The following is a 24,724-nucleotide window of genomic DNA, read 5'->3' on the forward strand; positions in this document are numbered from 1 at the left end:
ATGGATCATTCATCCAGGGGGTTTGTCGTGTCCGACCCCGGCCCCGTCCACGCTTCCGCGTCGGCCGACCGCAGACGGTTCGGCCCGAGGCAGCTGCCGCACCTGCTGTTCTTTCTTGTCGTCGGTGCCGCGCTGATCCGTCTTGCCCGTCTGAACACCCCGCTGTGCTGGGACATCGTGACCGTCAGCGGGCTGCTCGCCGTGACGTACGCGGCCGGCCTGGCGCGGTGGAGCAGGTGGGGCAGGCTCGCCCGGCACACCTGGGTCGCGGCCCTCCTCCTGCTGTGGACGATCCTCGTGCTGCTCACTCCGCCGCCCCTGACCGGCGCCTACGTCTGGTGCGCCGTACCGCTGGCGTGCGTGGTGCTGGACGCGCTCGGACGCCGTACCGCCGCGGTGGCGTTGACCGCCGTCAGTGCCCTGCTCGTCGGTCAACTGACCCGAACCGCGGGCGGGTTCGACCCGGAGATGGTGCTGATCCCCGTGGCCGCAGTATGGGGCACGGTGGCGCTGTACCGGACGCAGCAGCGGAACGTCGCGGAGCGCCAGCGTCTGGTCGAGGAACTGCGCGGCACCCGTGACGTGCTGGCGGACGAGCGGCATCGCAGCGGCACACTCGAGGAACGCGCGCGCATTGCCCGGGACCTGCACGACACACTCGCCCAGGAGCTGTCCGGCAGCCTGATGCTGCTGCAGGCGGCGGAACAGGACTGGGAGGAACGGCCCGACGTGGCCCGGACCCGGGTGCGCGCGGTCGCCGACGGCCTGGACGCGGGGCTCACCGAGACCCGGCGGATCATCCAGGACCTCGCCCCGCCCACGCTCGCCGAGGCCGGATTGGAGGGTTCCCTGCGGTTGCTGTGCGGGCGGGCCCAGCAGATGGGCGGCGCCGGGCGGGTGGGGTTCCGCACGGTCGGAACCCCGGCCCTCGGTCTGGACGAACAGACCGCCACGACCTTGTTCCGCGTGGCGCAGAGCACGCTGGCGAACGTCCGCGAGCACGCACGGGCCACCAGAGTGTCGGTGACGCTGCGCCATCTCACGGACCGGATCGTGCTGGACGTGTACGACGATGGTGTCGGCTTCGATCCCGCCCGCGTCGGCGGGGCGGTCCGGCGGGGCCGGGGGTTCGGGCTGCCCTCGGCCCGGGCGCGGCTGTGCAGGGACGGCGGTGATCTGGAGATCGACAGCGCCCCGGGGCGGGGCACGCGGATTCGGGCCACTGTCCCGATCCGTGGGGTGCGGCCCGGTCCTGAAGTACCCCTCTCCGCGGCAGCGGCCCAATGACGGCCGCAACGCGACGCGTGCTGATCGCCGATGACCATCCGGTCGTACGGGCCGGGCTGCGAGCCCTGTTGGAGGGTGCCCCGGACCTCGACGTGATCGCGGAGGCCGGCAGTGGCGAGGAGGCCGTACGCCTGGCGCTCGAGCTGGCACCCGATGTCGTGCTGATGGACCTGCGCTTCGCGGGCACGGACTCCGGCATCGACGGAATCGAGGCGATCCGCCGACTGACCGCCCAGGCCCCGGGCATGCCCGTGGTGATGCTGACCAGTTATTCAGGACGGGCCGACGTCGTAGGCGCGCTGGAGGCCGGCGCACGCGGCTACGTCCTCAAGGCGGGGCCGCCGGAGGACCTTTTCCGGGCCGTGCGCAGCGCCGCCGAGGGCGGCTTGGGCCTCGCGCCGGACTTGGTCGGCGACCTCGTCGGGCAGGCGGTCAGCCCTGCACCGGAGTTGACACAACGGGAGAAGGAAGTCGTCCGGTTGATGGCCGACGGGAACAGCAACCGCTCCATCGCGCAAGCCCTCTACCTCAGTGAGGCGACCATCAAGACGCACCTGGTGCGCATCTACCGGAAACTCGGCGTCGACAACAGGGCGGCGGCGGTCTCCGAGGCGGTCCGCCGGGGGCTGCTGGATCTCATCTAGAGAAGCACCGTTCGGCTCCTGCAGTGGCAGATCGTGAGGGGCCACGGCCGACGACGTCCACAACCCGCCGACCGCCGGTAGCCCGGTTGCGCGGCATGATCAGTACGTTGCTGCCGGGGGCAGCACGAAGACAGGCGCGCCCGGGAACGGCGCGGCTTCGCCAAGGTGGTGGTCGCACCGGGCTTCCGGGGATCGAGCGCCCGGACGTCACGGGAGGAGGGTCAACTTGCTGCAGGGGGAGCCGGATTCGCTCAGCGCATGGGCCTTTGCGGCCTCGACGAGCAGGGGGGCGCTGATGCGAACGGGCGGCCTGTGCCACTGCTCGATGGAGGCCTCCGGCGCGTCGTATGACACACCACGGCGCTACGACGACATCGGCCGCGCCGTGTCCCGTCGCGCTCTGCGGACGCGCACGGGCAGGGATGCCCACGAGCGCAGGGTGTTGTTGGGGTGGCGGTGCGGTGTGCCGGTGAGTTCGATGCGCTCGACGCGGCCCGCCAGCGCGGTCAGCAGCGCCTCGGCCTCCAGGCGGGCTACGTGCTGGCCGATGCACTGGTGGATGCCCATGCCGAAGCCGACGTGCCCCGAGGGGTCGCGGGTGAGGTCGAAGCGATCGGGGTCGTGCCAGCGGTCCGGGTCCCGGTTGGCCGCGCCGAGGAACATGAGGATCTTCGTGCCCGCCGGGACGACCGTGCCGGCGAGGGTGACGGCGGTCGTGGCGGTGCGGAAGAAGGTCTGTACCGGGGACTGCCAGCGGACTGCCTCGTCGAACGCGCTCCGCGCCAACTCCGGCCGCTCCCGCAGCCGTTGCCACTCGCCGGGATGGGTAGCGAAGGCGTACAGGCAGGCCGCAAGGCCGTGCACGGTGGTGTCGACGCCGGCTGTGAGCAGGGAACGCACGACCAACGGCGCCTGTTCATACGTCAGGTCGCCACGGTCGGCGGCGCCCCAGATCCGCGCGCCGAAGCCGTCTTCGCTCAACGCCTCCCGTGCGCACTGGGCGTTCACCCATGCCGACAGTTCGGCCACTCGGTGCGCGTCCGCCGCGACGAGGTCGTTGCGCGGGCCGAAGGCGTTGAAGGCCATGTTGCCGTACGGCAGGAGGTGCTCCCGGCCGTCCGGGCCCAGGCCGACCGCGTCCGGAAACGCCCGCAGCGGGAACGCCTGCGCCAGCGCGGTGAAGGCATCGAACTCGGGCCCCTCGGCGAGGACTTGGTCGACGAGTTCCTCGGCCAGCGTCTGCCACGTCTCGCACAGGCGGCGCAGTGCGGGCGGGGCGAGGATCTCGCGCAGCACCCGGCGCGGGGCGTCATGCCGGGGCGGGTCGGCCTCCAGCAGCAGGCTCGGCGGGCGCCACGGCTCCTCGTGGCGGAAGTTGGCCAGCCCCACGCCCGAACCCGACTCGAAGCGCTGCCAGTCCACCAGCGCGGCGTGCACCTGCTGGTAGCGGGCCAGCGCGTGGACGTCGTAGCGCGACAGATACACGACGGGACCGGCCACGCGCAGGGCCTGGTGCAGCGGTTCGGGGTCCAGGAGGGCCTCGTGGGCGAAGGGGTCGGCGTCACTGACGGGCGGCACGGCGGCACGCTTCCATATCTCGGTCATCGCGGCTCCTTGGCAGGTGAAGAGATGTCAGAGGTCGATGACCAGACGGTCGCCGCAGGAGCGCGACACGCACAGGAACATGCAGTCGTTCGCGGCCCGTTCGTGGTCGGCAAGCACCGAGTCCCGGTGGTCCGGCCGTCCCGCCAGCACCGGCGTCAGACACGTTCCGCAGGTGCCCTGCTCGCAGGAGGACAGCACGTCCGCACCCGCGCGGCGCACCGCCTCCAGCACGGACACCTCCTGGGTGACGGTCACGGTCCGTCCGGTGCGGCGCAGTTCGACCTCGAAGGCGGTGTCCCGCACCGGCGCGGACTGCTCGGCGGCGGTGAAGCGCTCGGTGCGCAGGGCGAACGGCGGCCAGGCGGTGCAGGCCGCTTCGACGGCGGCGAGCAGCGGGGTGGGGCCGCAGCAGTACACCTTGGTGTCCGGTCGCGGTGTGCCCAGCCAGGCCACCAGGTCCAGCAGCCCGAGTTCGTCCTGCGGGACGACGTGGACCCGCTCGCCGTAGGCCGCCGTCAGCTCCTCGCGAAAGGCCATCGACTTCCGCGTGCGCCCGCCGTAGAGCAACTGCCATTCTGCGCCGAGCAGTTCGGCTTGACGCACCATGGGCAGCAGCGGGGTGATGCCGATGCCGCCCGCGATGAAGAGGTACTTCTCCGACGGTACGAGGGGGAAGTGGTTGCGCGGGGCGCCGACACCGACGCGGTCCCCCGGACGCAGCCGGTCGTGCACCTGGGCGGATCCTCCCCGGCCCGCGGGCTCCCGCAGTACGGCGATCCGGTAGGTGTGCGCGTCCCATCGGTCGCCGCACAGCGAGTACTGGCGGGTCGTCCCGTCCGGCAGTACCAGGTCGATGTGCGAACCCGGCGTCCAGTCCGGCAGCCGGGCGCCGCCCGGGTGGGTGAGGGTGAGTGACACGATCCCCTCGGCGACGTGCTCCTTCGCGGAGACCGTCAGCCTCGGACCGATGCCGGGCCCGGCATCCGCCACCGCACTGGTTCCGACCACGTTGTCGCCTCCCGTCGTTGGGGTTGCCCGCAGGATGCGCGGCGACGGGAGACGGCCGCGACGGCATTCTCAATCAGTGAGAGACGAATCCTTGAGAGACGAACTTCCGCCGGCTCCCAGTGCGCGGGAAACACCCCGTGCCGCCGTCCGCACCACGGGCACGACGGACGGACCCCCCGCCTCATTGGGCACGATCACCGCCAGCGCGGCCACCACCTCGCCCCGCGCGTCCCGCACCGGCGCGGCGATGCCCAGGGCGTCCGGGTGGACGTAACCCGGGCAGTACGCGTATCCCTGCCGGCGGGCCTCGGCCAGTACGGCCCGCAGCCGCGCGGCGGTGGCGGGAGTGTCCGGGGTGTAGCGGTCCAGGGGCCCGTCGAGGACCCGTTCCCGCAGTTCGGCAGGACCGTGGGCGAGCAGGACCAGGCCGCTGGAGGAGGCGTGCAGGGGGAGGCGGCCCGCGATGCGGGTGTAGTTGATCACGGCCTGCGGTGCGGTCAGCCGTTCCAGGAACAGCACCTCGTCGCCGTCCAGCACTCCCAGCTGCACATGGTGGCCGACGACGTCGTGGACGCCCTCCATGAACGGCATGGCGGCATTCCGCAGCGACAGGGAGGGCGAGGCCCGGGTGGCCAGCTCCCACAGGCGCATACCGATCCTCACCCGGCGGTGGTCGTCCCGGGTCAGGAAGCCGTACGACACCAGCTCGGCCACCAGACGCGACGCGGTCGCCACGTGCAGCCCCGTACGCCGGGAGATCTCCGAGACGGTCAGGGCCGGCTCCTCCGGCGTGAACGCCTCGAAGATGCGTACGGCCCTCGCCAGCACCGACTCGCCGTTCTGTGTCCTCACCCGGCCATCATCGGATCTCGTCCCGGCACGTCAAGCCCGTGTCGGCTCGACGAGGCCGAGCCGTTCCGCGAGCTCGTGGGCGCTGACGCCGTACGTCTCCCGGATGCGTACGCCGTCGGGGCCGACGTCGAAGACGCCGTGGTCGGTGTAGACGCGGCTGACGCAGCCGACGCCGGTGAGCGGGTAGGTGCAGTGCGGCACGAGCTTCGGTTCGCCGGAGCGGGTGAAGAGCGTCATCATCACGTAGACGTCCTTGGCGCCGATGGCGAGGTCCATGGCGCCGCCGACGGCGGGGATGTCATCGGGTTTGCCGGTGGTCCAGTTGGCGAGGTCGCCGTCGAAGGCGACCTGGTAGGCCCCGAGGACGCAGACGTCGAGGTGCCCGCCGCGCATCATGGCGAAGGAGTCGGCGTGGTGGAAGTACGCCGCTCCCGGCAGTTCGGTCACCGGGACCTTGCCGGCGTTGGTCAGGTCGGGGTCGATCGCGTCGCCCTCGGCCTTGGGGCCCATGTTGAGCATGCCGTTCTCGGTGTGCAGCACCACCCCGGAGTCGGCCGGCAAATGGTCGGCGATCTTGGTGGGCTGCCCGATGCCGAGGTTGACGAAGGCGCCGGACGGAATGTCGCGTGCGATGACGGCGGCAAGCTCGTCCATCGAGAGCCGGTGGTCGGCTCGCACCTGATCGCTTGGCGTGGTGGTCATCGTGCCCCCTGGACGGTGTAGCGGCGGGCCTCGACCTGGACGACCCGGTCGACGTAGATGGAAGGCGTGACGACGGCCTCGGGGTCGAGCTTGCCGGGCTCGACGACCTCGTCGACCTGGACGATGGTCGTCGTGGCGGCCGTGGCCATGACCGGTCCGAAGTTGCGGGCGGTCTTCCGGTAGACGAGGTTGCCCATCGCGTCCGCGACGTGCGCGCCGATCAGCGCGTAGTCGCCCTTGATGGGGTATTCCAGCAGGTACCTGCGGCCGTCGATCTCGCGCTCTTCCTTACCTTCGGCCAGCGGTGTGCCGACCGCGGTCGGGCAGTAGAACGCGCCGATGCCGACACCGGCCGCGCGCATCCGCTCGGCGAGGTTGCCCTGCGGTACGACTTCGAGCTCGATCTTCCCCTCGCGGTAGAGGCCGTCGAAGACCCAGGAGTCGGCCTGGCGCGGAAAGGAGCACAGCACCTTGCGCACCCGCCCTGCGGCCAGCAGCGCGGCCAGCCCGACATCGCCGTTTCCGGCGTTGTTGGAGACGATCGTGAGGTCCTTCGCGCCCTGCCGGATCAGCGCCTCGATCAGATCGAACGGCATTCCGGCCAGACCGAAGCCGCCGACGAGGATCGTGGAGCCGTCCTCGATCCCGGCGACGGCGGCGTCGGTGCTTTCGAGGATCTCCGCCCGGCTCATCGGTCCGCCCCCGTGACAGCGCAGTTCTCGAGTACGACGGCCAGGCCCTGACCGACCCCGATGCAGATCGCGGCGACGCCGTAGCGCTGCCTCGTCTCGCGCAGCACCTTGGCCAGCGTGGCGAGGACGCGGCCGCCCGAGGCGCCCAGTGGATGCCCGATCGCGATGGCGCCGCCCTTCTGGTTGACGATGGTGGGGTCGATCTTCCACGCGTCCACGCAGGCGAGCGACTGCACGGCGAAGGCCTCGTTGAGCTCGACCGCACCCACCTGGTCCCAGCCGATCCCGGCCCGGGCCAGGGCACGATTCGCGGCCTCGACCGGGGCATAGCCGAATGCCTGCGGCTCCAGCGCCATCACACCGCGGCCCGCGACACGGGCGATCGGGTCGGCCCCGATCGTGGCCGCGGCCTTCTCGCTGCCCAACAGCACTGCGGAGGCACCGTCGTTGAGGGGGCTGGCGTTGCCCGCGGTGATGGTGCCGCCCTGCTCCGCGGTGCGGAAGACCGGCTTGAGCCCGGCCAGGACCTCCGGCGTGGATCCGGCCCGGATGCCCTCGTCACGGGCCAGGTCTACGCCCTCGACCGGCACCACCAGGTCGTCGTAGAAGCCCGATTCCCATGCCTGGTGGGCGAGTTGGTGGGAGCGGGCGGCGAACGCGTCCTGCCGCTCGCGGGAGATCCCGAAGCGCTCCTGGAGCTGCTCGTTGGCCTCGCCGAGGCTGACCGTCCACTCCTTCGGCATCCGCGGGTTGACCAGCCGCCAGCCGAGCGTGGTGGAGACCGCGGTGACATCGCCGGCCGGGAACGGCTTCGCCGACTTCGGCAGCACCCACGGCGCACGTGTCATGGACTCCACGCCGCCGGTCAGCACCACCTCGGCGTCGCCGGACTCGATCGTGCGGCTCGCCGTCATCGCCGCGTCGAGGCTCGACCCGCACAGCCGGTTGACCGTGGTGCCGGGCACGCTCACCGGGAGCCCGGCGAGCAGCGCCGCCATGCGGCCGACGTTGCGGTTGTCCTCGCCGACGCCGTTGGCGTTGCCCCACACCACGTCGTCGATCGCGGCGGGGTCGAGACCCGGCACCCGGGCGAGCGTCGAGGTGATCGCTGAGGCGGCGAGGTCGTCGGGGCGGACGCCGGCCAGCGCGCCGTTGAAGCGGCCGAACGGCGTGCGTGTGGCGGAGTAGAGGAAAGCACTCATGGAAGCGACGGTAATCCCGGGCCACGATATTCTGAAGTACGCATATCCGAGCCGATTGATATGGACGACATATGGATCTGCGCCACCTGCGGTACTTCGTGGCGGTGGCCGAGGAGCGCCACTTCGGTCGCGCCGCCGAGCGGCTCCACATGGCCCAGCCGCCGCTGTCCCAGCAGATCCGCCAGCTCGAAACCGAGCTCGGCGTACAGCTGCTTCACCGCACCACCCGCCGCGTCGACCTCACCGAGGCCGGCCGGGCCTACCTGGAGCGGGCGCGCGGGATCCTCGCCGACGTCGACGAGGCAGGCCAGCACGCACGGCTCGTCGCCGCCGGCTCGGTGGGCCACCTAGCGATCGGATGCGTGGGCTCGGCGACGTACAGCCTTCTGCCCGCGCTCTCGCGGCGGCTCACGGAGGAGCTTCCCGGCGTCGACTTCTCCTTCCGCGGGGAGATGCTCGCGCCCGACCAGGTCGAGGCGCTGCGCACCGGCGCGATCGACGTCGCGCTGCTGCGCCCTGTGGCCGCCGACCTCTCCCTCACCGTGCACACGCTGCGCAGGGACCGGCTCGTCGTCGCCGTACCCGCCGACCACCCGCTCGCCCGCAGGAAACGGCTGCGGGCGGCGGACCTGGCCGGTGCCGACCTGATCGTGCACTCCGCCGACCGCCGGTCGGTGATGTACGACGTCGTGGTCGGCCTTCTGCGTGACGCGGGCGTCGAGCCGCACATCCGTCACGAGGTTGGTGAGACGTCGACGCTGGTCACGCTGGTGGCCGGCGGCCTCGGCGTCGCCGTCGTGCCCGAGCCCGTGACCGCGCTGGCGCTCGACGGCGTCGCCTACCGACCCCTGTCCGGGGCCGGCGCACGGGTGGAGCTGGCCGTGGCCCACCGCGCCGACCGTTCCGAGCCGCACCTGGAGCGCACCGTGGGGATCATCCGGGCGATGTTCTGAGTCGGGCCGTGAGGGGGCTCGCCCCGACCGGAGCAACTGGACTCCGTCGCGGCCTGACCTCGGTACCCGGCAGTCATCGCAACCGGGCCGGGCGGCGGGGTTCCGCATCCCGTCACCCGGCCCGGCCCTTCCGTGTCAGGGCTTGATCGTCAGCCAGTCGAGCGCGGCGACCCGGCCCGTGCCCTTCGCCACGAGGTAGAGGTCGTGCGCGCCGGTGACCTCGCGCTTCAGGGGGACGGACTGCTCCTGCCAGTCCCCGGTACCCGTGACGGGCACCACCGCGGCCACCGGACCGTCCGGCGCGTCCAGGCGCAGCTGGAACGAGCAGGCCCGTGCGCAGGCGGGGTCGAGTCGTACGGTGAGCTGCTTTCCACCGATGTTCGCCTGGCGGAAGGCCACCCAGTCGCCGGAGCCGAGGACCCCGGTGGCCGCCGTGCCTCGCTCCACCCCTCGTACGCTCGCGGCCCGTTCGGCCTGGAGTGTCGAGGCGGCGTCGGGCCCGTCGCCGTACAGCCGGATGTCGTTGACGACCCAAGGCGCGGGCCCGCTCGCGGTGAGCATGATCCGTACATAGCGGGCGGTGACCTGTCCGGGGAACACCGCGTCCTGGGTGAAGGAGCGGCCGGAGACCCGGGCGAGCGGTTCGCCCCAGTGCGTGCCGTCGCGGCTGACGGAGACCGTGAAGCCGTACGGCTGCTGGCCGCCGGTGTCGCGGCCCGCGTCGAGGGAGAGCCGGTTGAACGTCTTGCTCTCGCCGAGGTCGACGGTCAGGGACTGGCCGGCGGCCTGCGGAGCGGCGCCCGTCCAGCGGGTGTTGATGTCGCCGTCGACGGTGACGGACGCGTCGGTGCCGTCGCTCGCGGTGGCACTCCAGCTGCCGTGCCGTACCCGCTGCTGGCAGCCGGGCAGGTCGCAGCCGGCGGACCAGATGGGTGCGCCGTACTCGTAAGCGCCCTGGTCCGGAGCCGTGCCCAGGGTATCGGTGGTGATGCCGTCGACCACCTCACCCGCGTCGATGGCCGGCGATCCGGCCGTCAGCCACAACTCGCCGTTGACGGCGTTCGTGTAGCCGGGGGTGGCGCTGATCAGGTTGGAGCGGACGATCGGCAGCGGGTTACCCGTCTGCGTCGCGGTGACCGGTTTGGGTCCGATGATGTTGCTGAAGTACGAGCCGGACGCGTCCGTCGCGCCGCCGAGGGCCGACGAGGCGGTACCGATGCCCACGCCGTAGCTGGAGTTGTGGTCCTCGTTGGCGATGCTGGGGCCCGTGTGGCCGTTGAAGTAGACGCCTCGGGCGCCGGTGTTCCAGGCGACGTTGTGGTGCAGGCGGAAGTGGCCGGAGTAGTTGTCGACGTAGTAGCCGTTCTGGCCGCTGGAGTCGTGCGCGGTGTTGTGGTCGATGGAGCTTCCGGTGCCGTTCAGGTAGCAGCACACGTAGAAGGGTGAGCCGTCGCGGGAGGTGCGCATCGCCTCGGAGATGTCGTTGTAGGCGATGCGGTTGTCGTGGTACTCGGTGCCGTTGATCTGGTAGGCGGTGTCGATGGCCGCCCGTCCGGTGCGCCGGATCGTGTTGTGGGTGACCGTGTGGCCGTTGCCGTTGATCTCGATACCGGGGGTGTAGCTGCCCATCCAGCCGACGTCGTGGATGTAGTTGTTGGTGACGGTGTTGCCGTTGCCGCGCACCAGGACGCCGTCACCGGCCGACTGCGCGATCTCGCTGTTCTTCAGGGTGTTGCCGGTGCCGAGGATCTGGACGCCGGAGTCGAGGATGCGCGAGGCGACGATGTGGCCCTCGGCCGGCTCGATCGCGAGATCGCTGTCCGGCGGCATGGGCAGGGTGGAGTACTCGGAGATGTACGTGGCGTGCAGTCGGTCGACCACAACGCCCGTACTGGCCTTGCCCGTTCGCAGGGAAGTGCCCCGCAGGTCCAGGCCCCGCACGGTGACGTACGAGCTGTCGCTCAGGTCGACGCCCCACAGCCGGTGCTTGGCGGTCACCATGTGTCCGGCGATGCCGCCCTTCGGGGGGACCAGGTAGAGCCGGTGCGCGGTCTTGTCGTAGTACCACTCCCCCGGCTGGTCGAGGGCGGCCTTCGACCCGACGAGGTAGTAGTTGCGGTAGGGCTGGTTGCCCATGCACAGCGGGGTGCAGCGATAGTTTCCGCCCTTGAAGTCCAGCTTGCCGGGTGCCGCAGCCGTGACCGTGCCGGTCTGCTGGGCCCAGGGGTTGGAGCCCGCCCACAGGTGCACGGTCGCGCCGGTCCAGTTCGCGTCGGGCAGGTCGGTGTCGTCGATGTGCTGGTCGGTGGAGGTGGTGTCGGCCTCGGCCCAGGTCGCGTTCAGCGGATCGGCCCCGGAGTTGGGCCAACGGCCCTCCGCCGCACGCGTGTTGTCCAGGAACACCGCGTTGAAGTCGGGGTCGGGCGGCAGGTCGGTGTCGGCGGCGACCAGTCCGCCGCCCGCGTCCTTCCAGCCGGTCACCTTCTCGGTCCCGTCTACGGTCACCGGGCCGTCGCCATAGGCGGCGATCGTGACCGGGGCGCCCTCGGTGCCGGAGGGAGGCGTCAGCTGTTCGCGGTAGGTGCCCCTGTGGATCAGGCAGGTGTCGCCGGGGCGGACGCGGTCGAGGCAGGCGCCGATGCTGTGCAGAGGGCTTGCCTGCGTGCCGTAGGCGCGGTCATTGCCCCGGGGGTCGACGTGGTACGTGTGGCCGGACTGCGCCGCCTGCGCCTGCATCGGGGAGGTCAGCAGCGCGGTCACGGCGGCCAGCACGGACAGATGTCTGAGTCTCAAGTCCCGTCTCCAGTCGTCGGATGTGCGGTGGTCGGGGGATGTGCGGTGGTCGGCGGAGGCGCGGTGGTCGTCGGATGGGTGAGGGGCGGAGGTTCTCGCCACGCCGTCTCGGCTTCGCTTCCGTCCGGGGCTCCGAGCACGGCACACCTCAACCAGTGCTCGCCTGGCGGGAGTCGGCCCACGAGTACGGGCAGGGCGGTACGTCGTGCGAGGACGTTCGTGCCGGGCAGACAATCGACGACCTCGCCCTCGCGCCGGCCGTCGAGGTCTCGCAGGCCGGTGAGCCCAGCGGGGGTCGACACCCGCGCGTGTCCCGGCCCGGCCTCGCGGTCCGTGCCCGCGTCCCGGTCGACGGCGAATCCTCCCTCGGCGGTGTGCAGGGCGCGAGCGGTGCGAATGCGGTGGCTGCGCACATGCCAGGGCGCGGCGCCCGTCAGCCAGGTGGTGATCTCCACGTCGGGCCACGGGTGCCAGGTGCTGAGAACCGTGTCGCCGCTGACGTAGTGCGCGGCCGGCTCCTCGCGCACCCGGTAGTGCGCCCCGCCGTCGTCGCTCAGCGCCAGCATCGAGTCGTACGCGCCCTGCTCGAGGCCGAGCGTGCCGTTAGGCAGGCTGAAGCCGAAGCGGGTCGAGTACGCGAACTTGGCGTACTTCTCGGCGCCATGGCGTACCCAACGGTGGTGCTGACGCCCGGCGAGCAGGGTGACGTCGCCGTGCGCGCGCATCAGCACCGCCCCAGCATGCGGCTGGGCGCTGACGGCGGGCAGGACGGGAGCCGGCTCTTCCTTCGCGGTCCAGAACGCGTGCTGTTCCGGCAGCGCGAGCGGCAGATATGCCTTGAGTGACCAGTAGGGCGAGCCCGGCGCGTTGTACTGCTCGGCCAGCGCGGGCTGCGGATAGCCGTACCCGACGGACAGCAGTCCGTCGGGCCCGGTCACCGGCCGCCCGCGCCACCAGCGCAGATGCCGCAGCAGATAGCCCTTCACCTCGCCCCACGGCAGTACGTCGACGCCCGCGAACGGCAGCGCGCCCCAGAAGGCTGCCTGCGCCCAGCGGTAGGTCAGGCTGCGGCCGTACGGGACGGCGGCACCGTCGTCGGCGAACCAGTGCCGGAAGTCGCCGGCGAACCGGGCCGCCCGGTCCTTGAAACGGTCGCCGCCGGTCAGGGTGTCGTACAGCAGGCCGTAGAAGTGCATGGCCCACGGGACGTAGTAGTCGCGTCGTTCGGTGGGGCCGTCCCCGTACCAGCCGTCACCGAGCCAGAACGTGTCCAAACGGTCGAGACGTGCGGTGATCAGCGAACGGTCGTAGGGCACCCCCACCCGGTCGAGGGCGAGGCCGACCAGCACCGGGAAGAAGAGCCAGTTGTTGTCGGTGGTCTGCCGGGGCAGCGCGCTGAGCAGCCAGCGGGCGAGCCGGTCACGTTCGGGGCCGCTCAGCGGGTCCCACCACTGCTCGGGGGCGAGAGCGAGCGCGAAGCCGATGGCGGCCATCTCGACGATGCGCTGGTCGTGGTCGGCCGGCTCGCCCCAGTACTCGGGGTGCGCGGGATCGCTGCCGTGGGCGAGCCCTCGGACCCACAACTCGGCCTGCGGTACCGCCTGTCCGCCCGCCGCGAGGGGCGCCAGTCCCCACAACGGCCTGGCGAACGCCTCCAGTTCGGCGGCGGTGTCGTCATGGATCGCGGTGTTCACGCCGAGCCGTACGCGCGCCCGGCCCGCGCTGAAGCGGGACACCAGAGGATCCACCAAGTCGCGTACTTCCAAGGCCAGTTCGGTGCGTGCGTCGTCGTCCATCAGCCCTTCTCCGCCCCGGCCAGCAGCCCGGTGCGCAGGAAGCGCTGGGCGAGGACGAAACCGATCAGCAGCGGCGCGCAGGCCACGAGTCCGGCCAGGGCCGCCTCCGGCTGGTGGATGTCGAGGTCGGCGAAGCCGCTGGAGTTGTTGACCGCGCCGGTGGACTGCAGCAGGGACATCAGGCCGAGCTGGAGGGTGAAGGTGCGGTCGTCGGAGAGCATCACGAAGGGCAGGAAGAAGTCGGTCCAGCAGCGGACGAAGCCGAAGAAGGCGATCAGTGCGATGGCGGGGCGGGCCAGCGGCACCGCGACCGACCAGAACAGCCGCAGCTCACTCGCCCCGTCGACGCGTCCGGCGTCCAGCAGGCTGTCGGGCAGGTTCGCCTGGAAGTGCAGGAAGGCGAGGTAGACGCCGAAGGGGTAGAAGGACAGCGGAAGGATCACCGACCAGACCGTGCCGGTGAGGTTGAGTGCCGACATCTCCAGGTACAGCGGGAGCACCAGCGCGGCCGGGGGAAGGATCATCGTCACGATCGACAGGGTGAGCAGAGCCCGGCGGCCGGCGAAGTCGTGTTTGGCGAGGGCGTAGCCCGCGGGTACGCACAGCAGCAGCGAGATGGCCACGCTGGCCGCCGCGTAGATGATCGAGTTGCCTATCCACAGGGTGATCTGGCCGTCGTTGTACGACGTCAGGTGTGACCAGGCGTCGCCCACGTTGCCCAACGAGCCGAAGCCCAGGGGTGAGCCGGTGGTCAGGTCGTCGGCCGTGCGGGTGGGTGCGAGGAGCAGCCAGAGCAGGGGCAGTCCGAAGAAGACGGCCGCGCCGAGCAGGAACAGGGCGCGGGCGCCGCGCGACAGAGCGGTCATCGTCTCACTCACCGGGAGTCGGAGGAGTCGGTGGCGTACATACGGGTGCGGGTGATCACGATCCAGGCGGCCAGGACTCCGACCGCGAGCATGGCCAGCGACAGTGCGGCGGCCTTGCCGAAGTCGCCGTCCTGGGTGGCGTAGGTGTAGGCGAGCTGGTTGACGGACCAGGTGGGACTGATCTGGCCGGGGGCGCCGGTGGACAGCACGGTCGGCTCGACGAACACCTGGCTGCCGGAGGCGAAACTGGAGATCAGTACGAAGGCGACGTACGTGCGGACCATCGGCAGTTTGACGTGCCACATGGTCCGCCAGGCCGAGGCGCCGTCGACCTGCGCGGCCTCCAGGACGTCCTTGGGGAGCGCGTTGAGCGCCCCGTACAGGACCACGATCCAGCCGCCCGCGTGCACCGCGACGCCCATCACGGTGAGGACGGCGATGACGCTGCCGCCGGACAACGCGTCCGTGGCGCTCTGTATGTCCATCAGCTTGAGCAGGGGTGAGAAGGGGCTGCTGTCCGGGCTGACCATGAACAGCCACAGCAGGGCGGCGGCTGAGCCGGTGACCGCGCCGGGCAGGTAGTAGACGAGTTGGAGCGCGCTCGTCGTGCGGCCGGGGCGGGCGTGCAGGGTGAAGGCGAGGGACAGGACGGTCAGCAGCAGGATCGGCAGCCAGAGCAGCAGATAGGTCGCCACGTTGGCGGCCGCGTCGCCGAGCCGGTAGTCCTCGAACACGGTCGCCCAGTCGCGCCCGCCGGTGAAGGAGCCGTTGTCGACGAACGAGGTCCACAGGGCGTATCCGGCGGGCGTGAGCCCGAAGACCACGAGGAACACGGTGTACGGGCCGACGAGGATCCAAACGGCTCCGGTGCGGGCGGAGCGGCGTCGGCGGTGGGGTGTCCCCGGCGCCGCCGCCGCGACCGCGGGCGGGCGGGGTGTCGTGAGCGTTTTCATCCGACCGTGTACCCGCTGGTCTTGGCCGCCGCCTCCAGCTTGTCCTGCCAACTCGCCAGTGCGCTGCGGAGGTTGCCGCCGGAATCGACCGCCTTGACGACCGTGTCGTTGAAGCTGCTCTGCCAGTCGGCCTCGAAGCGGACCGCGCCGAAGCCGGGACGCAGTGCGTTCGCGGCCGCGGCGAGGGCGGGCATCGGGTCGGATGCGTAGTACGGGTCCTTCGACTTGGCCTCGCCCCACTTCTTCGCGGCTGCCGTGAAGGCGGGGTAGGTGGGCTGCTCCGACTGGAGGTTGATGTCTGTGGTCATCCAGCGCACGAGATCCGCGGCCTCCTTGGTACGTCCGCCGGCGTGCGCGGAGACGAGGAAGGCGCCGCCGCCGACCTGTCCGGCGTAGGGCTTGGTCTCGCCGGGCCAGGTGGGCATGGGGGCCGCGGCGATCCGGCCCTTGGGCACCTTGAAGGCGGGGCCGAACATGAAGTCGCCGAACCAGGCCGGGGCCGGCAGCATCAGGATCTGGTCGCCCTTGCCGAACTTGGCGAAGCCGGGGTCGATGGGGACCACGGTGGTGACGGCTTTCTTGCGGGCGAGCGGCTGGAGCAGATCGGCGACTCGGGTGCAGGTCGCCTGGCCGAGGTCGATGTGGACCTCGGCCAGGCTGAGGGTGTCGCGGGTGGGGCAGCCGCTGCTGCCGAAGTAGATGCCGGCGCCGTACTTGCCGTTGACGGCTCCGACGATGGTGCCGGGGTGCTCCTGGGCCGCCTTCAGGCCGGTCTGCTGGTACTCGGCCCAGGTCTTGGGCACCTCGTAGCCGTATCGCTTCATGAGCGTGGCGTCGTACCACAGGACGGTGGGGGCGATGTCGTTGCGCAGGCAGTACGTCTTGCCGGCGAAGGTGCAGGTGTCGAGGGAGCCGGGGGTGAAGCCGTCGCGGACGGACTTCGGGACGAGGTCGTCGAGCGGGGCCGCGTAGCCGAACTTCTCACTTGCGAGCGTCGCCGCTTCGGCCGGGTTGGCCAGGAAGGCGACGTCGGGCCAGCCGCTCTTTGTCCGGTTGGCGAGGGAGATCTTGGTGGGTACGTAGCCGGCGTCGGGCGGGATGGTGACGATGCGCATCTTCAGGTCGGGGTGGGCCTTCTTGTACTGCAGGGCCGCGGGCATCCGGGTGTTGTCCACCCAGACCAGCAACTCGCCCTTGCCGGCGCCCGAACCGCCGGCACCGCCGCCGGTTCCTCCGCAGCCGGAGAGGACCAGAGCCAGGGCCGCGGCCGCGGCCAGGGAAGCCGCGCGCCATCGCTTCATGGGAGACCGCCTTTTCGCCGAGGAGTCTTACGTCGACAGCGAGGATTGCGATAGTTTTCGCAAAACTCGATCGCCCGGCAACGTAGGAGATTCATCCGATGACGTCAACGGTTCGGACAGGATCCGGTGAGGCGAGACGGCGCACCCTGGCCGAAATCGCCGACCAGGCAGGCGTTTCGGTGTCTACCGTCTCGAAGGTGCTGCACGACAGATCCGATGTATCGGCTGAAACGCGGGCCAAGGTGCAGCGCCTGCTGGGACAGCACGGCTACCTGGCGAAACACCGCCCGGCGGCCACCGCGGCCCCACCCGGCGGGCTGATCGACTTCGTCATCAACGAACTCGACAGCCCCTGGGCGGTCGAGTTGATCCGGGGCGCCGAGGACGTCCTGCACGACGCCGGCATGGGACTGGTCGTCTCCTCCACCCACGGCCGGACCAAACGCGCCCGTCAGTGGCTGGACTCGCTGGCCACCCGCTCCACGCGCGGAGCGATTCTCGTGGTGCCCGAACTGACGCCCGAGCAGCACGAGGAGCTGAGCCGGCTCGGCATCCCCTTCGCGCTGGTGATGCCGATCGACGAGCCCGCGCCGGGCACGCCGTGGGTGGGCGCGACCAACTGGCCCGGCGGACTGGCCGCGACCCGCCACCTCATCGAGCTGGGCCACCGGCGCATCGCGATCATCAGCGGCCCGGAGCGCCGGCTCACCTCCCGGGCGCGGGTCGACGGCTATCGCTCGGCGCTCGCGGAGGCCGATCTGCCCTTCGACCCCGAGCTGGTGCGCTACGGCGACTTCACCCACAACCTCGCGCACCAACACGCCCTGGAACTCCTGGCGTTGCCCGACCGCCCGACGGCCATCTTCGCCGGCAGCGACCACCAGGCACTGGGCACCTACCGGGCCGCCGCCGAACTGGGCCTGCGCATCCCGGCCGACGTCAGCGTGGTCGGCTTCGACGATCTGCCCTTCGCGGACTGGGTGACCCCCCGCCTGACAACGGTCCGCACTCCCCTGGCCGACATGACGGCGCTCGCGGCCCGGATGGTGCTGCGTCTGCTGTCCGGGGAGCAGCCGGAGACGACGCGGGTGGAGGTGGCGACGGAACTGGTGGTGCGGGAGAGCAGCGGACGCCGTCCACCGCACTGAGCCCTCGGTGCGGGCGCTGGTCCGCTCGGCGAGGTGGCGCTCGATCCGGTCGGCGGCGGTCGGCGGCGGCAGGTCGTAGGTCGCAGGGCTACCAGGATTCGGCCGATGACAGCCTCGCGCTACCGGATACCGGCTACCGGCGGTCTCCGCCGCCGGAGTGACGCTGGGCATGCGGGGCCCAGGCCCTGTTGCATCCACCAGTTGCTGAACCGGATCGAGTGCGACGCAGTGAGTTCATCCAGCGGCATGCGGGCCTGTCCGTACGACAGCTCGACCAGCCCGGTGGCCGGGGCCCCGTGGGGCTGGCTGACGACCTTGCGCGGGCCGGGCGGCAGTGAGTGATGCAGACCGGGCTACATGCGCGACGACGAGGTCATCGTCTAGGCTACGGCTGACTGCGTTGAGGCCGGGTGTGAGAGGCAGTGCCGACGGAGACCTGGCGGGTCTCCTTGGATGACCGGCTCATCGACCACGAAGGCCTGTTTCAAAAACCTGCCTCGTGCGAGCGGTCAGTCGGCGGAGAGGATGTCGGCAAGACTCACAGCGGGGCGACCAAACATGTCTGTCAGCGTGCGCTGCTGGCGCTCGGTCAAGGTGGCAACGAAGATCACTGCGTCAGCTTTAACCTGGTCACAGGCCTGAGCGACCTCGCGGACCTTTCCGTAGCTCAGCAGAGTCCGCGAGGAGTAGGGCAGGCCCATCTTCTGGACCCCGCCGTCCGAGACGCCTCGTCGTTGCACGATCTGCACGACGACCCGAGCGCCGTGCGCTGCCAGTTCCGTCGCTGCCGACGCCATGAGCGCTTCGAAGTCCTTCTGCTTGGCAGAGAAGTAGCCAACCAGGACCACATCAGCGCCCACGGCTGTGAGCCGGAACGCCTCGCGCTGGGCCGGCTCCGACGGCGCACGGCGAGCCAGGCGCCGGTCGCGCCTTCGTGGCTGATGCATGCGCCACAGGCTAATGTCTGGCTACCTGCAGCGATACCGCATTTCTCGCTAACCGAGGCCGGCGAGCAAGGTCAGAGCCACTCGTTGATGGCGGCGATGGTGACGGTGGCCTCGTAGCCGACCGAGAGCTTGATGCCCCTATGGATGTCAAGCAGCTGCTCTTGGCTTGTCCATATTCGGTCGGAGCGTGACGATCGCCTGGTAGATCTCGCGGGCGACGTAGCGTTTGAGGCAGCGTATGGCTTCGCGGCGTGTCTTGCCTTCGCAGACTCGGCGTTCGATGTAGGCGCGGGTGCGGGTATCCCAGCGCATCCGGGCCAGGACGATTGTGTAGAGGGCGGAGTTGGCCTGGCGGTCGCCGCCGCGGTTGAGTCTGCGGCGCTGGGTCTTGCCGGAGGAGGCTTCGACGGGGCTCGCGCCGCAGAGAGCGGCGAAGGACGCCTCGCTGCCCATCCGTTGCGGGTTGTCCCCGGCCGCTGTCAGTAACGCGGCAGCGGTGTCGGGGCCGACGCCGTAGACATCGAGGAGATTGGGCGCGCAGACGCCGATGGCCGAAGTGATTTGCTTGGTGAGGTCGCTGATCTCGTCGGTGAGATGCAGGATGCGCCTGGCCAGGAGACGGAGCGTGTGTCGGGCGGCACCCCCACATCCTCACAGTCGTATCTCGTGGCCACCGCTCGGTGGCGCTTGAGGCGATTGATCCCGCACTCGACAGCGTGGCGCTCGCGGTAGTCGTCCTTGTCGAATTTCGGCGGACGACCGCCGCGGGCGCTCAGCTTCTTGCGGTTGCGGATCTGGTCGGACTTTTCCGGGATCGTGCAGCGGATTCCGCGTTTGCGCAGGTAGTCGCGGTTGGCTCGGGACCCGTAGGCCTTATCGGCCCGTACCCGGTCCAGTCGCCGGCGCGGCCTTCCGACGCCTACGCGGGGCACCCGGATGCGCTCCAGGACCGGCTGGAACTGGGGACTGTCGTGCCAGTGGCCGGCGGTAACCAGGTAGGACAGCGGCTTCTGTGCGTGCTCGACAGCCAGGTGCGCCTATGTGGTCAGTCCACCGCGTGAGCGTCCGAGCCCGTGGTCGGCGGGCTCGACTGCGACTCCGCCGGGTTTGTCTCGCTGCAGATCCCCCTTTTGCGAGCTCCGGCGGCGTGCTGATGGGCTCGCGCGACGGTGGAGTCAACGCTCACGTCCCAGGTGATCAGACCTTTCGCGTCGGCCTCGGCCTGCAGTTGGGTGAGGATCCGACTCCAGGTGCCGTCGCGCTGCCAGCGACGGAAGAGTCCGTAGACGGTCTCCCACTCGCCGTAGCGTGCGGGAACGTCGCGCCAGAGGGCGCCGGTTCGCGTAGGCCAGCGTATGCCGTTGATCAGCTGCCGCTTGGACCAGACCGGAGGCCGTCTCGGCTTCTTGTCTGCCGGTAACAGCGGTTCCAGTCTGGCCCATTGCTCGCTCGTCAGATCTCCACGCCCCACGAGTGGATCATGACAGACCTTGATCCACTTATAAACAGGCCCTAGGTCTCCAGCCCTCGGCCCGGCCCAACCCAAGACCATCCGCAAGCCCGATGCCCCCTTCTGGATGCGGGAGCCACCATGCCAGTGGAGCCTGCCAAGAGGAGCGCATCATGTCGTACCCGGAACACCTCGAGTACCCGGAAGCCCGCTACCACGGCAACAAGGGCGAAGTGAACGCAGCCTTCCGCCCGGCCGACAGCCCACCGGACATCTCCTCACCCGGCGCCTCTACCCACTACCTCGCCACCGACGAGTCGACCGGCGGCGAATTCGGCCTGTACAAGGTGGAGTTGGGCGCACGGTCCGCCGGGGCCAAGACCCACTTCCACAAGGCCATGTCGGAGTCCTTCTACATCCTCTCCGGCGAACTGGAGTTGTACAACGGCGAGAAGTGGGTGACGGGCCGCGCGGGCGACTTCATGTACGTACCGGTCGGCGGCCTGCACGCCTTCAAGAACGTGACCGACGGGCCCATGTCCATGCTCATGCTCTTCTCCCCAGGCGCCCCGCGCGAGGAGTACTTCGAGCGGGTCTCGGAGCTGGCGCAGCGCGGTGGCGAAGAGCTCAGGCAGTTTCGCATCCGACACGACAGCTACTTCCTGGAGGACTTCGAGCCCGGGGAGGAGTAGTTCGGGTCGGTTGCTGGACTACCGCTCCCCACCGCGACGGCCGCTCCAGGGCGAGCCCGGCCTGGCGACAGCGGTCCTCGACTCAGCCGCTGCACCGACCAGTTGGCAACCCCGCGCAACAACAACCTACGCAACGACCTTCGCGACGGAATCGCGAGCCCGCTGCGCGATGCGGTCGTCCGTGGTGTCGTTCGCCCCGCCCACGCCGATGGCGCCGATGACCTCCCCGTCGGCCGTCACGATCGGCGTGCCGCCGGCGCCATGACGTACGCGTTCGAAGCCGGCGGCGCGGAGTACGCGTTGCACTACTGCGCCCGAAGCCGGGCGGAGTCGGCGTTCCTCGACGAGTTGGAGAGAACCCCCGCGTGCGGCTCCACTTCGACGACGGTCCGGACGAGCAACGCCTCAGTATCGCCACCGACTTGGGCACGCCCGACCCCGACACGGCGCTCTACGTCTGTGGCCCCGGGGGCTTCATGGACTTCGTGCTCCTCCGCCCGCGGCGCGGGATGGCCTGCCGAAGCGCCCCTACTCCTGCCGGCAGGGGATCTGCGGTGAGTGCATCGTCCACGTGCTCGCCTGCGAGCCCGACCACCGCGACGACATCCTGACCAAGTCCACCGGGCCCATCGAAGCTGTCGAGCAGGCGGAGGTCGCATGGCTCACGGCTCTCACCAAGGGCGAAGAAGCGATCACCTCTCTCATGCTCGAGGACAGCCGAGCCGTCCACGGCCCGGTCGGAAAGATCGACGACCGCGAGACCTTCGCCCATTTCACCTGGACCCCCCGCCGCCACGTCTTCGCGAAGGCCGAGGATCTCAGCATCACGGTGCGCGATACCACCGCGATCACCTCGTGCCTCCTGGAGATGCACATCGTCTTTGACGAGAACCTCCCGCCGTTCCCGGTCCAGGAGGCGGTGACGCGGCTGTGGGAGGAGATCGGGGAGGGCTGGCGCCTGGCGCACCTGCACCAGGCCAAGCGCATGCCGCCGGGCTGAGGTCCGGGAAGACCGAACGCCCTGGACCCACGGGGCTGTTCGATGAACGGACATCAGGGTTCAGGGCGTGACGCCGGAGGCGGAGAGTTCCCCATGCAGGTTTCGTGCGGCGATCGCCGCTGTTGCAGAGGTGAGGCACCACATGTCAGCCACTGAGACCGAGGCACCCACGTCCGGGGCGGTCCGGACCAGCGACCTCCTCGTCGCCGCTGCTTCCGTACGACCGAGGCCCTCACCGGTGAACCGATCGCGCGGGTCGCGGCGGCCTCCGTCGAGGACGTCAACCTCGCGGTGGACGCGGCGGCGGCCGCGCTCCCGCCGTGGTCGGATCTTCCGCCCGGCCGCACGGCGGTCGGTTCTGGAGCGTGCGGCCGTCCTGCTCGGCGAGCGCACCGACGACATCGTCGCCACGATGAGCCGCGAGATGGGCGCCGCTCTCCCCTGGTGTGGCTTCAACGTGCACGTCGCGAAGGGCATGCTCATCGAGGCGGCGGCCCAGGCGTACGCGGCCGTCGGCGAGGTCATCCCGTCGGACGTGCCCGGCCTCACCGCCCTCGGCGTACGTCAGCCGGTCGGCGTCGTCGTCGGCGTCGTCGTCGTCGGCATCGCACCGTGGAACGCGCCGCTGATCCTGGGCGTACGGTCCATCGTGTGGCCGCTGGTGTGGGGCGACACCGTGGTGCTGAAGTCCTCCGAGCAGACGCCCCTCACCCAGGCCGCCATCGTCCAGGTGCTGCACGACGCCGGAGTGCCGGACGGAGCGGTCAACCTCATCAGCAACGCGCCCGAGGAGGGTCCGAGCGTCATCGAGGCGCTGATCGCCCACCGCGCCGTGACGCGCGTGCAATGCACGGGCTCCAGCCGGGTCGGCCGCATCATCGGCGAACTCGGCGGTCGCCACCTCACCCGTGTCGGGCTCGAACTCGGTGGCAAGGCGCCTTTCCTGGTGCTCCCCGACGCCGATCTGGAGGAGGCCGCCGCCCCGGCCGGCTTAGGCGCCTTCATGAACCAGGGCGAGCTGCGGCCTTCAGCCCGGCGGTGGGAGCGGCATGGCTGGACGCCCGCGAGACAGCGGCCTCCCAGCGGCTCGACCGAGAGCTGGAGGAGTTCTTCCGGTCCGTCTGACGAGGCCCCTGAGACCAGGGATCTCCACCCCTCCGAGGAGTCAACAATGTCGCAGGCCGACAACGACCGCCACGAGATACGGCAGCTCATCGAGAACTGGGCGCTGTGGCGCGATGCCGGGGACTGGGGCCGCTTCGCCACGGTCTGGCATCCACGCGACGGCCGGATGAGCGCCACCTGGTTCCAGGGCAGCGCCACCGACTTCATCAAGGCCAGCCGCGAGGGCTTCGAGAACGGCATCAGCATCCTGCACTTCCTGGGCGGCCACACCGCGGACATCGTCGGCGACCGGGCCGTCGCCCAGACGAAGATGACGATCAATCAGCGCGCGAGCGTCGACGGCGTCGAGGTCGATGTCGTGTGCACCGGCCGCTTCTACGACTTCCTCGCCCGCCACGAGGGTCGCTGGACCCTGGTGCGCCGGCAGCCGATCTACGAGAAGGACCGGCTCGACGTCGTGGACCCCGCTGCCTCACTGACGTTGGACCCGGACCTCCTGAACCGGTTCCCGATCGGCTATCGGCACCTGGGCTACTTGCAGACCAAGGCGGGTTTCACGGTGAAGGAAGGGCTTCCCGGCCTCACCGGCACAGCAGTCGAGCAGCTCTACGGCGAAGGCAGGCAATGGCTGGTGGAGGCCCGATGAAGTTCACCCACGCGACCCTTCCCCAGCGAGTGGTGTTCGCCGCCGGGGAGTCGCCCGCCGCGGTGGCGGCGGAGGTCGAGGCGCTCGGCGGCTCCAAGGTCATGTTGATCGCGTCGGACCGCGAGAAGGAGCTGGCCGACCCGATCGCCAAGGAGATCCCGGTCGTCCTGCGTCACGAGGAGGTCGTGATGCACGTACCGGTCGAGGTCGCGGGGCGAGCCCTGCGGACGGCGGTCGACGCGGGCGCGGACATCCTGGTCAGCGTCGGCGGCGGCTCGACCACGGGGTTGGCCAAGGCGGTGGCGCTGACCACCGGGCTGCCGATCGTCGCGGTCCCCACCACCTACGCGGGCTCCGAGGCGACCAACGTGTGGGGCCTGACCGAAGGCGAGACCAAGACCACCGGCGTGGACGACACGGTGCTGCCCGCCTCGGTCGTCTACGACGCCGGTCTGCTCACCTCCCTGCCCGGCGAGATGACCGTCGCCAGCGGCCTGAACGCGATGGCGCACTGCGTGGACTCGATGTGGGGGCCGCGTGCCGACCCGATCGACCGCGCGCTGGCGCAGGAGGGCATCCGCGCACTCGCCTCCGGTCTGCCCGCGGTGGCCCACGACTCGACCGGCGTCGAGGGCATCGAGCAGACGCTGTACGGCGCCTACCTCGCCGCCGTCGCGTTCGCCTCGGCCGGCTCCGGGATGCACCACAAGATCTGCCACGTCCTCGGCGGCATGTTCAACCTCCCGCACGCACAGACCCACGCCGTCGTACTGCCCTACGTGCTGGCCTTCAACGCCCCGCACGCTCCCGAGGCGGAAGCCCGTATCGCCCAGGCATTCGGCTCCCGGAACGCCGGCGCCGGACTGGCCGCCCTGCGCCCGGTGCTCGACGCGCCGAGGGCACTGCGCGACTACGGCATGCCCGAGGGCGGCATCGCCAAGGCGCTGGGGCCGATCACGAAGGCGATCCCCGACAACAACCCGGCCCCCGTCACCGACGAGAACCTGACCGCGCTGCTGAAGGCGGCGTGGGCCGGCGACCCGATCAACTGAAGGAGGCCGT

21 protein-coding genes and 2 pseudogenes are annotated in these 24,724 nt (G+C 70.4%); 8 read left to right on the forward strand and 15 right to left on the reverse strand.

Annotated elements, in window-relative coordinates; translation table 11 throughout:
• Positions 1-27 precede the first annotated feature (27 nt).
• Positions 28-1,287 (forward strand): sensor histidine kinase, encoded by a 1,260-nt coding sequence (locus RNB18_RS27260; protein ID WP_057613590.1) that lies wholly within the window; start codon positions 28-30, stop codon positions 1,285-1,287.
• Positions 1,284-1,931: a response regulator gene (locus RNB18_RS27265; RefSeq protein WP_057613589.1), complete on the forward strand. Its 648-nt coding sequence runs from the start codon at positions 1,284-1,286 to the stop codon at positions 1,929-1,931. Before RNB18_RS27260 ends, RNB18_RS27265 begins: the two co-directional genes overlap by 4 nt.
• 363 nt (positions 1,932-2,294) lie before the next feature.
• Here RNB18_RS27265 and RNB18_RS27270 read toward each other — a convergent pair whose 3' ends face one another.
• From RNB18_RS27270 to RNB18_RS27295, 6 genes are all read right to left on the reverse strand, one after another.
• A complete protein-coding gene (locus tag RNB18_RS27270) occupies positions 2,295-3,536 on the reverse strand; it encodes a cytochrome P450 (protein WP_311716741.1) in 1,242 nt (413 codons plus the stop codon).
• A 27-nt stretch (positions 3,537-3,563) separates the two neighbouring features.
• Positions 3,564-4,544 carry a PDR/VanB family oxidoreductase gene (locus RNB18_RS27275; protein WP_311716742.1) on the reverse strand — a complete coding sequence of 327 codons (981 nt, stop codon included), beginning with the start codon at positions 4,542-4,544 and terminating at the stop codon, positions 3,564-3,566.
• Between the two features lie 69 nt (positions 4,545-4,613).
• Entirely contained in the window at positions 4,614-5,396 is a 783-nt protein-coding gene (locus RNB18_RS27280) for an IclR family transcriptional regulator (protein WP_311716743.1), read from the reverse strand.
• 30 nt (positions 5,397-5,426) lie between these two features.
• Positions 5,427-6,098, reverse strand: coding sequence for a 3-oxoacid CoA-transferase subunit B (locus RNB18_RS27285; RefSeq protein ID WP_311716744.1), 672 nt, complete (start codon positions 6,096-6,098; stop codon positions 5,427-5,429).
• A complete protein-coding gene (locus tag RNB18_RS27290; protein ID WP_311716745.1) occupies positions 6,095-6,790 on the reverse strand; it encodes a 3-oxoacid CoA-transferase subunit A in 696 nt (231 codons plus the stop codon). The genes RNB18_RS27285 and RNB18_RS27290 overlap by 4 nt, the downstream gene beginning before the upstream one ends.
• Positions 6,787-7,992, reverse strand: a complete 1,206-nt coding sequence (locus tag RNB18_RS27295) for a thiolase family protein (RefSeq protein ID WP_311716746.1) — start codon at positions 7,990-7,992, stop codon at positions 6,787-6,789. Before RNB18_RS27295 ends, RNB18_RS27290 begins: the two co-directional genes overlap by 4 nt.
• A gap of 71 nt (positions 7,993-8,063) precedes the next feature.
• Here RNB18_RS27295 and RNB18_RS27300 point away from each other — a divergent pair, with 71 nt between their 5' ends.
• Positions 8,064-8,945 (forward strand): LysR substrate-binding domain-containing protein, encoded by an 882-nt coding sequence (locus RNB18_RS27300; RefSeq protein ID WP_311716747.1) that lies wholly within the window; start codon positions 8,064-8,066, stop codon positions 8,943-8,945.
• 135 nt (positions 8,946-9,080) lie between these two features.
• Here RNB18_RS27300 and RNB18_RS27305 read toward each other — a convergent pair whose 3' ends face one another.
• From RNB18_RS27305 to RNB18_RS27325, 5 genes are read right to left on the reverse strand one after another with little or no spacing between them, the layout of a single operon-like run.
• Positions 9,081-11,738 carry a discoidin domain-containing protein gene (locus tag RNB18_RS27305; protein ID WP_311716748.1) on the reverse strand — a complete coding sequence of 886 codons (2,658 nt, stop codon included), beginning with the start codon at positions 11,736-11,738 and terminating at the stop codon, positions 9,081-9,083.
• Positions 11,735-13,534, reverse strand: coding sequence for a DUF2264 domain-containing protein (locus tag RNB18_RS27310; RefSeq protein ID WP_311716749.1), 1,800 nt, complete (start codon positions 13,532-13,534; stop codon positions 11,735-11,737). Before RNB18_RS27310 ends, RNB18_RS27305 begins: the two co-directional genes overlap by 4 nt.
• Positions 13,534-14,400 (reverse strand): carbohydrate ABC transporter permease, encoded by an 867-nt coding sequence (locus RNB18_RS27315; RefSeq protein ID WP_266375211.1) that lies wholly within the window; start codon positions 14,398-14,400, stop codon positions 13,534-13,536. Before RNB18_RS27315 ends, RNB18_RS27310 begins: the two co-directional genes overlap by 1 nt.
• An 8-nt stretch (positions 14,401-14,408) precedes the next feature.
• The gene (locus RNB18_RS27320; RefSeq protein ID WP_311716751.1) at positions 14,409-15,353 is read right to left on the reverse strand and encodes a carbohydrate ABC transporter permease; all 945 of its coding nucleotides are present in this window, start codon (positions 15,351-15,353) and stop codon (positions 14,409-14,411) included.
• Positions 15,350-16,654 carry an ABC transporter substrate-binding protein gene (locus tag RNB18_RS27325; RefSeq protein ID WP_311716752.1) on the reverse strand — a complete coding sequence of 435 codons (1,305 nt, stop codon included), beginning with the start codon at positions 16,652-16,654 and terminating at the stop codon, positions 15,350-15,352. The genes RNB18_RS27320 and RNB18_RS27325 overlap by 4 nt, the downstream gene beginning before the upstream one ends.
• A gap of 98 nt (positions 16,655-16,752) precedes the next feature.
• On the opposite strand from RNB18_RS27325, the gene RNB18_RS27330 reads away from it, so the two are divergent.
• Positions 16,753-17,802: a LacI family DNA-binding transcriptional regulator gene (locus RNB18_RS27330; protein ID WP_311716753.1), complete on the forward strand. Its 1,050-nt coding sequence runs from the start codon at positions 16,753-16,755 to the stop codon at positions 17,800-17,802.
• Between the two features lie 509 nt (positions 17,803-18,311).
• Here the strand turns inward: RNB18_RS27330 and RNB18_RS27335 are convergent.
• The 3 genes and pseudogenes from RNB18_RS27335 to RNB18_RS27345 all read right to left on the reverse strand — a co-directional run.
• Positions 18,312-18,749: an HflX-like GTP-binding protein gene (locus RNB18_RS27335; RefSeq protein WP_301986779.1), complete on the reverse strand. Its 438-nt coding sequence runs from the start codon at positions 18,747-18,749 to the stop codon at positions 18,312-18,314.
• A gap of 147 nt (positions 18,750-18,896) precedes the next feature.
• Positions 18,897-19,400: pseudogene (locus RNB18_RS27340) on the reverse strand (transposase); the annotation flags it as partial.
• Positions 19,401-19,405: 5 nt separating this feature from the next.
• Positions 19,406-20,220: pseudogene (locus RNB18_RS27345) on the reverse strand (IS5 family transposase); the annotation flags it as partial.
• Between the two features lie 152 nt (positions 20,221-20,372).
• Between RNB18_RS27345 and RNB18_RS27350 the strand changes: the two are divergent.
• Positions 20,373-20,891 carry a cupin domain-containing protein gene (locus tag RNB18_RS27350; protein WP_311716754.1) on the forward strand — a complete coding sequence of 173 codons (519 nt, stop codon included), beginning with the start codon at positions 20,373-20,375 and terminating at the stop codon, positions 20,889-20,891.
• A 126-nt stretch (positions 20,892-21,017) separates the two neighbouring features.
• Here RNB18_RS27350 and RNB18_RS27355 read toward each other — a convergent pair whose 3' ends face one another.
• Entirely contained in the window at positions 21,018-21,197 is a 180-nt protein-coding gene (locus RNB18_RS27355; RefSeq protein WP_311716755.1) for a heme-binding protein, read from the reverse strand.
• A gap of 265 nt (positions 21,198-21,462) precedes the next feature.
• Between RNB18_RS27355 and RNB18_RS27360 the strand changes: the two genes are divergently transcribed.
• The 3 genes from RNB18_RS27360 to RNB18_RS27370 all read left to right on the forward strand — a co-directional run bounded on the left by RNB18_RS27360 (position 21,463) and on the right by RNB18_RS27370 (position 24,714).
• Positions 21,463-21,891, forward strand: coding sequence for a nuclear transport factor 2 family protein (locus tag RNB18_RS27360; RefSeq protein ID WP_311716756.1), 429 nt, complete (start codon positions 21,463-21,465; stop codon positions 21,889-21,891).
• A gap of 142 nt (positions 21,892-22,033) precedes the next feature.
• The gene (locus RNB18_RS27365; RefSeq protein ID WP_311716757.1) at positions 22,034-23,662 is read left to right on the forward strand and encodes an aldehyde dehydrogenase family protein; all 1,629 of its coding nucleotides are present in this window, start codon (positions 22,034-22,036) and stop codon (positions 23,660-23,662) included.
• Positions 23,659-24,714 (forward strand): maleylacetate reductase, encoded by a 1,056-nt coding sequence (locus RNB18_RS27370; protein ID WP_311716758.1) that lies wholly within the window; start codon positions 23,659-23,661, stop codon positions 24,712-24,714. Before RNB18_RS27365 ends, RNB18_RS27370 begins: the two co-directional genes overlap by 4 nt.
• The last annotated feature ends 10 nt before the right edge of the window (positions 24,715-24,724 follow it).

The sequence above is a fragment of the Streptomyces doebereineriae genome, assembly GCF_031845645.1.
Classification (GTDB): Bacteria; Actinomycetota; Actinomycetes; order Streptomycetales; family Streptomycetaceae; genus Streptomyces; species Streptomyces canus.

What these genes read in the sequence shown, in the direction of transcription:
- RNB18_RS27310 (WP_311716749.1), bottom strand. Translation starts at nt 13,534, where the DNA reads ATGGACGACGACGCACGCACCGAACTGGCCTTGGAAGTACGCGACTTG.
- RNB18_RS27265 (WP_057613589.1), top strand. Translation starts at nt 1,284, where the DNA reads ATGACGGCCGCAACGCGACGCGTGCTGATCGCCGATGACCATCCGGTC.
- RNB18_RS27270 (WP_311716741.1), bottom strand. Translation starts at nt 3,536, where the DNA reads ATGACCGAGATATGGAAGCGTGCCGCCGTGCCGCCCGTCAGTGACGCC.
- RNB18_RS27365 (WP_311716757.1), top strand. Translation starts at nt 22,034, where the DNA reads ATGTCAGCCACTGAGACCGAGGCACCCACGTCCGGGGCGGTCCGGACC.
- RNB18_RS27325 (WP_311716752.1), bottom strand. Translation starts at nt 16,654, where the DNA reads ATGAAGCGATGGCGCGCGGCTTCCCTGGCCGCGGCCGCGGCCCTGGCT.
- RNB18_RS27370 (WP_311716758.1), top strand. Translation starts at nt 23,659, where the DNA reads ATGAAGTTCACCCACGCGACCCTTCCCCAGCGAGTGGTGTTCGCCGCC.
- RNB18_RS27350 (WP_311716754.1), top strand. Translation starts at nt 20,373, where the DNA reads ATGTCGTACCCGGAACACCTCGAGTACCCGGAAGCCCGCTACCACGGC.
- RNB18_RS27320 (WP_311716751.1), bottom strand. Translation starts at nt 15,353, where the DNA reads ATGAAAACGCTCACGACACCCCGCCCGCCCGCGGTCGCGGCGGCGGCG.
- RNB18_RS27315 (WP_266375211.1), bottom strand. Translation starts at nt 14,400, where the DNA reads ATGACCGCTCTGTCGCGCGGCGCCCGCGCCCTGTTCCTGCTCGGCGCG.
- RNB18_RS27330 (WP_311716753.1), top strand. Translation starts at nt 16,753, where the DNA reads ATGACGTCAACGGTTCGGACAGGATCCGGTGAGGCGAGACGGCGCACC.
- RNB18_RS27335 (WP_301986779.1), bottom strand. Translation starts at nt 18,749, where the DNA reads ATGCATCAGCCACGAAGGCGCGACCGGCGCCTGGCTCGCCGTGCGCCG.
- RNB18_RS27290 (WP_311716745.1), bottom strand. Translation starts at nt 6,790, where the DNA reads ATGAGCCGGGCGGAGATCCTCGAAAGCACCGACGCCGCCGTCGCCGGG.
- RNB18_RS27285 (WP_311716744.1), bottom strand. Translation starts at nt 6,098, where the DNA reads ATGACCACCACGCCAAGCGATCAGGTGCGAGCCGACCACCGGCTCTCG.
- RNB18_RS27295 (WP_311716746.1), bottom strand. Translation starts at nt 7,992, where the DNA reads ATGAGTGCTTTCCTCTACTCCGCCACACGCACGCCGTTCGGCCGCTTC.
- RNB18_RS27300 (WP_311716747.1), top strand. Translation starts at nt 8,064, where the DNA reads ATGGATCTGCGCCACCTGCGGTACTTCGTGGCGGTGGCCGAGGAGCGC.